Annotated in this window: 10 protein-coding genes; 7 read left to right on the top strand and 3 right to left on the bottom strand. The window is 67.7% G+C overall.

The genetic code is table 11. The annotated features are described in order from the left end of the window. Positions 1 to 558: 558 nt before the first annotated feature. The 3 genes from J0I99_RS10645 (at position 559) to J0I99_RS10635 (ending at position 1,440) form a co-directional block, all read left to right on the top strand. Positions 559 to 765, top strand: a complete 207-nt coding sequence (locus J0I99_RS10645) for a cold-shock protein (protein ID WP_291397493.1) — start codon at positions 559 to 561, stop codon at positions 763 to 765. 81 nt (positions 766 to 846) lie between these two features. Continuing rightward, positions 847 to 1,101, top strand: coding sequence for a hypothetical protein (locus J0I99_RS10640; protein WP_291389958.1), 255 nt, complete (start codon positions 847 to 849; stop codon positions 1,099 to 1,101). A gap of 96 nt (positions 1,102 to 1,197) precedes the next feature. Continuing rightward, on the top strand, positions 1,198 to 1,440 hold the full coding sequence (locus J0I99_RS10635; RefSeq protein WP_291397492.1) for a DUF465 domain-containing protein: 243 nt from the start codon (positions 1,198 to 1,200) through the stop codon (positions 1,438 to 1,440). A gap of 9 nt (positions 1,441 to 1,449) precedes the next feature. Here the strand turns inward: J0I99_RS10635 and J0I99_RS10630 are convergent, their stop codons facing one another. Then, complete coding sequence (locus tag J0I99_RS10630) at positions 1,450 to 1,908, bottom strand: NUDIX domain-containing protein (RefSeq protein WP_291397490.1); 459 nt, start codon at positions 1,906 to 1,908, stop codon at positions 1,450 to 1,452. Positions 1,909 to 2,060: 152 nt separating this feature from the next. Between J0I99_RS10630 and J0I99_RS10625 the strand changes: the two genes are divergently transcribed. Together J0I99_RS10625 and J0I99_RS10620 are read left to right on the top strand one after the other, a co-directional pair. Continuing rightward, on the top strand, positions 2,061 to 2,513 hold the full coding sequence (locus J0I99_RS10625; RefSeq protein WP_291397488.1) for a hypothetical protein: 453 nt from the start codon (positions 2,061 to 2,063) through the stop codon (positions 2,511 to 2,513). 88 nt (positions 2,514 to 2,601) lie between these two features. Further along, positions 2,602 to 3,306 (top strand): gamma-glutamylcyclotransferase, encoded by a 705-nt coding sequence (locus J0I99_RS10620; RefSeq protein ID WP_291397486.1) that lies wholly within the window; start codon positions 2,602 to 2,604, stop codon positions 3,304 to 3,306. A gap of 3 nt (positions 3,307 to 3,309) precedes the next feature. Here the strand turns inward: J0I99_RS10620 and J0I99_RS10615 are convergent, their stop codons facing one another. After that, positions 3,310 to 3,618, bottom strand: a complete 309-nt coding sequence (locus J0I99_RS10615) for a DUF1905 domain-containing protein (protein ID WP_291389578.1) — start codon at positions 3,616 to 3,618, stop codon at positions 3,310 to 3,312. A 102-nt stretch (positions 3,619 to 3,720) separates the two neighbouring features. On the opposite strand from J0I99_RS10615, the gene J0I99_RS10610 reads away from it, so the two are divergent. Further along, entirely contained in the window at positions 3,721 to 4,140 is a 420-nt protein-coding gene (locus tag J0I99_RS10610) for a VOC family protein (RefSeq protein ID WP_291397484.1), read from the top strand. A gap of 239 nt (positions 4,141 to 4,379) precedes the next feature. Further along, on the top strand, positions 4,380 to 5,606 hold the full coding sequence (locus tag J0I99_RS10605; RefSeq protein WP_291397481.1) for an MFS transporter: 1,227 nt from the start codon (positions 4,380 to 4,382) through the stop codon (positions 5,604 to 5,606). Positions 5,607 to 5,656: 50 nt separating this feature from the next. On the opposite strand, the gene J0I99_RS10600 is transcribed toward J0I99_RS10605, so the two are convergent. Beyond that, positions 5,657 to 6,481, bottom strand: coding sequence for a metallophosphoesterase (locus J0I99_RS10600; RefSeq protein ID WP_291397480.1), 825 nt, complete (start codon positions 6,479 to 6,481; stop codon positions 5,657 to 5,659). Between the last annotated feature and the right edge of the window lie 78 nt (positions 6,482 to 6,559).

Raw genomic sequence — 6,559 nt, 5'->3', positions numbered from 1 at the left:
AGGCCCAAAACCCCGATCGGCCGGCGAGGCGTGAGCCTCATTCATTCTGCGGACTACCGCGAGGGGCAAAGGCCCCGCCGGCCCGTTCGCTTCATCCCCCGCAAAGGGGATGGCTCTTTGACAAACTCCGAAGCCGCAGGGCTGTCGGATGCATCGGCACGTCCGGCGCTTGCCGAGGGATGGGTCCGCGGATCAAGTCCGCTGATGACGGCGCTTCAACGCGCGGCCGGAGCCCTTGGCGAACAGAGATCAGCCAGGACACTGCCCGAGCCCCCGTCCACCGTCATCCGCGGACTTGATCCGCGGACCCATGCGAGGATGCCGTTCACGCCGGCGCGCAAACATGCATGGCACCTTCGCGCGCCCCGGCCTTGCAAATGGCGCCGCGAACGTGCATATTCCCATTCCACGCTTCGCTGACATCTCGCGATACCCCTCGGGCTAAGTCCCCCGGCTACTCCTTGATATTGTGAACGTTTAGGCCGGGTTGGCATGTTGCCAGCCGGGAACGGGCGTTTGCACTCGTGCTCTCGCCACATATCAAGAAAGGCGCCTCAAATGATCGAGGGCACCGTGAAATTCTTCAACACCACCAAGGGCTTCGGCTTCATCCAGCCGAACGACGGCAGCAAGGACGCGTTCGTCCACATCTCCGCTGTCGAGCGCTCGGGCCTGTCGACGCTGAACGAAGGCCAGAAGGTCAGCTATGACCTCGAGAAGGGCCGCGACGGCAAGGTCTCCGCGACCAACCTGTCACTGCTCTAAGCTCGCCCCCGACCCGTCGGGACCGACATTCAGGGGCCACGGATCCCAGGTCCGTGGCCTCATTCTCATGAGAGGCACGACATGACTCATCGCTTTCGCGTCGGCCAGATCGTCGAACTGCGCGCCGCCCCCCGCACCAGCAACCGGCGCGCCGGCCCGTGCGAGGTGCTGTTCTGCCTCCCCCACGATCGCGGCCCCCTGCTCTATCGCGTCCGCCCCCTCGACGAGGGCAGCGAGCGGGTCGTCGACGAAGCCGACCTGTCGCCGAGCGAGGCCACCAAGCCCGATGCCGGCGCCGATGGCAAGCCGTTCAGCATCGCCATCACCCGGCGCTGACCCCGTCCCGCCTCCCCGGCGGCGGAAGATTGATCGAAATCAAAGACATCCGGTGTGCGCCGGCCGATGCTAGCCCCATTAGGCAAGGAACCACGAATGTCCAATACTCCGCATACCCTCGGCGACGAATTCCCCGGCCAGCTCGATGCCATCCACGCGCTCAAGGCGCGCGACCCGGCCTTTGCGACGCTGCTGCGCGACTATGACGACGTCAACGACAAGGTCCACCGCGCCGAAACGCGCCTCGATACCGTGAGCGAAGCGACCGAGCAGGCCCTGCGCAAGCAGCGCCTCGCCATCAAGGATGCTATCGCCGCCGCCCTCGCCCGCGCCGGCTGACCGCCACGCCTAGCCAATCGCCCTGACCAGCGCATCGACCAGCACCCGCTGGCCGATGTGCAGCTTGCTGCGCGCCGCCTCGAGCCCGAACCAGCCGGCCCGGTCCACCTCGACGAAGCTCTGCCGGCGCCCCGAGTGCGGCGGCCATTCCATCTCGAACACGTTCGACCTGAGCGTCGCCGGATCGAAGTCGCCCTCAAGCGCAAACGCCGCGAGGAGCTTGCCGCTCGAGATGCGGAACTCCCCCAGCGGCACCAGTTCGCCCTCCGGCACGGCTCCCACCTCCTCGGCGAACTCCCGCCGCGCCGCCGCCTCCCGCACCTCGCCGGGGTCGATCAGCCCCTTGGGGATCGACCACGCCGCCTCGTCCCGCTTGGCCCAGAACGGTCCGCCCGGGTGGACCAGCAGCACTTCGCGCCCCCCCGGACCGAGGCGATGCAGCACGATCCCGGCGGAGATTTCAGGCATGGCGGGCCCCGGAACGTCGTCGACGGCACCACCCTAGCGCCGTTTCCTCAGCCGCCGAAGCGACATGCACCATCGGCGGACGCCACCAGCGAGGGATTGCCCGACCGGCGCGATCCCCATATTCCTGCCGCCCTTGCCACCGGGGCTCCGCCGTGCGCCTGATTCTCCTCGCCGCCACCCTGCTTGTCGCCTGTGCCGGCCATGCCGTCGCCGCCCCTCGCCTCGGCGGCCAGACGCAACTGAGCTTCGCGCCCGGACAGGGCATGCAGGTCGAGTACCTCGGCACCGATGGCCATAGCTGGCTCTGGCATCCCGGCAACCAGGCGGTGCTGGCCGGCACCTGGAAATTCGAGGAAGCCGACATCTGCTTCCGCTACGGCGCCGGCAGCTACGACCCGGCGGCGGGCGAGCGCGGCGGCAGCTGGAATTGCGTGCCCTACGAGCTCTACCGCATCACCATCGTCGAAAGCCGCAGAGGCGATACCTTCGCCCTCCGGGACCGCAAGCAGGTTCCCTTCGCGCTGCCCCGCAAGCGCCTGTCGCACGATCAGCTGCAGATCCTCGCCCGCGGCGGCAACGGCGTCGCCAGCCGCACCGGCAGCTGAACTTCCGCACCATCGGTACACTTGATCCGCGCCTGCTGCTCCCGCATATCCCGTCCATCCTCGCGGGGGGCGCCGCAGGAGATGGACGATGCCGCCGCGTCCCCAGCTGGAACTGACCGCCGATCTCGTCGCGCTGGTCGAGCGCTCCGAACCCGATCCGGGGCCCCTGCCAGGCACCCGCGAGCCGAGCGAGGCCGAACTGCGCGCCATGGCAGCGCGCGTCCTGGCCCACCGGCCTCCCGGCCCGCTCTGGCTATTCGCCTACGGCTCGCTGATCTGGAAGCCCGAACTTGCGCACCTCGAGGCCCGCCGCGCCCGCGCCCATGGCTGGCATCGCCGCTTCTGCATGCGCCTCACCCGCTGGCGCGGCACCCGCGAGGTCCCCGGGCTGATGATGGCGCTTGAGCGCGGCGGCTCCTGCTCAGGCCTCGCCTACCGCCTCGCCGATGCCGATCCGTTCGACCAGGTGCTGCGGCTGCTCGCTCGCGAGACCGATGACGTGCGCCCCACCAACGTGCCGCGCTGGCTCGATCTTGCGACCCCTACGGGCCCGCTCCGCGCCCTCGCCTTCGTCGCCTCACCCTCGGGCGTCAACTACGCCGGCCGTCTTGCACCCCAGGTCGTCGCGCAGACCCTGGCCCGCGCTGCCGGCCACTGGGGCTCGGGCGCGCAATACCTGCACAACACGGTCGTGCAACTGGATGCCCACGGCATCCGCGACCGCAACCTGTGGGTGCTGCAGGCGCTGGTCGCCGGCGAGATCCGCAGCCTCGCCCTGCCCCGCGCCGCCTGAGACTCACAAGTCCGGCTCGCGGGGAGGGCGCCCGACCACCATGGCCACGGCCACGCGGTCGTCGACCGTCACCCCGATCCGCCGACGCACCACATCACGGAGCGGCAGCAGGTACGTGCCGTCCTTCGGGAACAGCGACGTCCTGAAGGTGACGCCATTGATCGTCGCCTCCACCGGAATGACGCCCCAGCCATAGGTCACGGCCTTCCGGACCCGACTGATTGCCGCCCCTGCCTCCTCGGGAATGCGGGCGTAGAAGAACGGCGCCGGTCCGCGCCAATGGATCACTTCCGCAGTGAACTCGAGTTCCATCCCCGCACCCTTGCGGCTGGCGTATCCTGCCTGACGGCCAGGTAGTCTTGTTCCGGTCACCCTGTGTAGCTAGCGTCGGCCCGTCAAGAAGGAGGAGTTACCATGCCTACGCGCCTCAACCCCTACCTGAACTTCAACGGCAATGCCCGCGAGGCCATCCAGTTCTATCACTCCGTGTTTGGCGGCGAGCTCACCATGAGCACCTTCGCCGAGGGTGGCATGCCGCACGAGCCCGCCGACAAGGACAAGATCATGCATGCCCAGTTGGTCTCTCCGTCCGGCTACTGGATCATGGCCTCCGACACCCCGCCCGGCGTCCAGTCCAACCCGGGAAACACCATCACCGTCTCGCTGAGCGGCGACGCGGAGGATGAGCTTCGCGGCTACTGGAACAAGTTGGCCGACGGCGGCACCGTTATGATGCCGCTCGCCAAGGCGCCATGGGGCGACAGCTTCGGCATGCTCACCGACAGGTTCGGCACCCCCTGGATGGTCAATATCGGTGCCGCCGGGAACGGCTGAACCACTCGGGCGAGGGGCACCGCTCCCTCCCCCCGATCGGGAGTGCAGTGGGTCCGGGCCGCGGCCGCAGCATCGTGGCCCGACGTACCACAAGTGTGCGGGCGCAAATAGTAAAGCATTTACTTAAGCATTGGCAGCCTGTACGGATCGCGCAGGCAATCTATCCTGCGGGCCGTCTGTCGAAATGCTCGCCTCTCGTTCGTCTAGGACACAGAATGCCGAAGGGGAGGAAGAGCAAAATGGGAAACCGCTACGGCTGGGTGGTCGTCGCCGCCGGCGCCATCATCACCTGTGTTGCCATGGGAGCGATGTTCGCGCTGCCCGTCTATCTGCAGCCGATCGCCGAGGAGACTGGCTGGACCCGTGCCGGCATCTCCGGCGCGATGACGGTCGGCTTCATCGTCATGGGGTTTGCCGGTTTCGGCTGGGGCACGCTGAGTGACCGCATCGGGGCCAGGCCGGTGGTGCTGATGGCCGCCGCCCTGCTCGGCGCAGGCCTTGTTCTCGCGAGCCAGACGCGCGATCTCGTCGTCTTCCAGTTCGCCTATGGCGGCCTCGTCGGTGCCTCGGGCGGCGCGTTCTTCGCGCCCATCATCTCGGCAACCCTGGGCTGGTTCGACAAGAACCGCAGCCTTGCGGTTTCGCTCGTCTCGGTCGGCGGCGGCATCGCGCCGATGACGATGAGTCCGCTGGCGGGCTATCTGATCGAGACAATCGGCTGGCGCGCCGCGATGTTCTGGATCGCTGTCGGCGCCATGGTCGTAGTGGTCCCCGTCGCGCTCCTCATCCGCCGCGCTCCCGGCGCTACCGATGTTCCGGCCCCTGCCGCCGGCGCTGCTGCGCCCGTCGCCGGGGAGCAGTCCGGCTTTGCCGTTCTGCGGACCCCGCAGTTCCTCGTCCTCGCCGGTACCTTCTTTCTCTGCTGCGCCGCCCACTCCGGCCCGATCTTCCACACCGTCAGCTACGCCATGATCTGCGGCGCGACGCTGACCGCCGCCACCGGCATCTACGCCATCGAAGGCGTCGCCGGCTTGTTCGGCCGCATCCTGTTCGGCACGCTCGCCGACCGGATCGGCGTGCGCAAGGTGATCGTCGCCGGCCTCGCGCTGCAGGCGGTGGGCATCTACGCCTACATCTATCTCAGCGAGATCACGCAGTTCTACATGCTGGCCTCGGTACTCGGGCTCGCGTACGGGGGGGTCATGCCGCTCTATGCGGTGCTGGCGCGGGAGTATTTCCCGCCCCGCCTGCTCGGCACCGTGCTCGGCGCCGCTACCATGACCTCTAGCATCGGCATGGCGTTCGGACCAGTCGGTGGGGGCTGGCTCTACGACACGTTCGGCACGTATCACTGGCTCTACATCGCCTCGGCGGCGGTCGGTATCGCGGCGGCCGCCATGGCCCTCGCCTTCCCGCCAGCCACGCGCGACGAAGGCGATCGGCCCAGCCAGATGCAGCCCGCCTGATCCAGTGAAGCTCCCGGGGACAGATCCGGGAGCTTCGCGATTTTCGTTGGCTACGCCGCCTCGAAGTCTTCCGCCCGCTTCCGCGGCGCCAGCGCGATTTCGGCGTTGCCGTCGATGAAGTCCTCGAACAGCACCGTGGTCCGGTCCTCGGTGCCGATGATGACAGCCATCTGGCCCGGCCCGGTCAGGCGGCGGAAGGGCGCCGTGGGTTGGTCGACGTTGAAGCCGACCGAGTAGTGCCCGCCCGCCAGCGTCGTGAACGGCAAGCCGCGATAGTTCGCCGTCGAGGTCAGGTGGACGTGCCCAGCGATGACCTGGCGGATATCGGGATGTGTCTTCAGCGCCTCGATGAACGCGTCGGGTTCCAGGATGCGGATGTCGTCCGACGCGATGTGCAGGGCGTTGGCGTTGTGATGCAGCACCACGATCACCGGACGGTCCGCGGCTTCGGCCAGGCGTGCCTTGAGCCAGTCGATCTGCTCGGCCTCGAGCACGCCATCGACGCGGCCAGGCTCGGCGCTGTCGAGCACGATGACCCGATAGCCCTTGCTGTCGATCACCTTGTCGACCTTGCCCGTATCGGCCGCATGGCCGGCGCCGAACACGTCGAGGAAGGTCGACCGGTCGTCATGGTTGCCGAGCGTGATGTGCACGGGGATCGGCATCCGCTCGATGATACGCTGCAGCCGCTCATAGGCCGCCGTCTGCCCCAGGTCCGCCAGGTCGCCGGCGACAATGCAGAAGTCGGCATCACCATAGCGCGCGATCACGTTGTCGACAGCCGCTTCAAGCCGCGCACCGGCATCGAGCGTCATCGACAGTTCGCCCTCGGGCACCAGGTGCAGGTCGCTCATCACGATGAATTTCAGTGTCATTTTCGCCTCTAGCAGGAATTTGCATGTGACTAGCGACCATGCATGACCCGTGGATGACAGCAGCCCAGCCATCCTCGA

Source organism: Devosia sp. (genome assembly GCF_017307495.1).
Lineage (GTDB): Bacteria > Pseudomonadota > Alphaproteobacteria > Rhizobiales > Devosiaceae > Devosia_A.
This window is presented reverse-complemented; position numbering and strand designations above follow the sequence as displayed.

Bases quoted from the DNA above. Each gene is read 5' to 3' on its own strand.
- J0I99_RS10620 (WP_291397486.1), top strand. From the start codon at position 2,602: ATGCCGCCGCGTCCCCAGCTGGAACTGACCGCCGATCTCGTCGCGCTG.
- J0I99_RS10600 (WP_291397480.1), bottom strand. From the start codon at position 6,481: ATGACACTGAAATTCATCGTGATGAGCGACCTGCACCTGGTGCCCGAG.
- J0I99_RS10640 (WP_291389958.1), top strand. From the start codon at position 847: ATGACTCATCGCTTTCGCGTCGGCCAGATCGTCGAACTGCGCGCCGCC.
- J0I99_RS10630 (WP_291397490.1), bottom strand. From the start codon at position 1,908: ATGCCTGAAATCTCCGCCGGGATCGTGCTGCATCGCCTCGGTCCGGGG.
- J0I99_RS10645 (WP_291397493.1), top strand. From the start codon at position 559: ATGATCGAGGGCACCGTGAAATTCTTCAACACCACCAAGGGCTTCGGC.
- J0I99_RS10605 (WP_291397481.1), top strand. From the start codon at position 4,380: ATGGGAAACCGCTACGGCTGGGTGGTCGTCGCCGCCGGCGCCATCATC.
- J0I99_RS10610 (WP_291397484.1), top strand. From the start codon at position 3,721: ATGCCTACGCGCCTCAACCCCTACCTGAACTTCAACGGCAATGCCCGC.
- J0I99_RS10635 (WP_291397492.1), top strand. From the start codon at position 1,198: ATGTCCAATACTCCGCATACCCTCGGCGACGAATTCCCCGGCCAGCTC.
- J0I99_RS10615 (WP_291389578.1), bottom strand. From the start codon at position 3,618: ATGGAACTCGAGTTCACTGCGGAAGTGATCCATTGGCGCGGACCGGCG.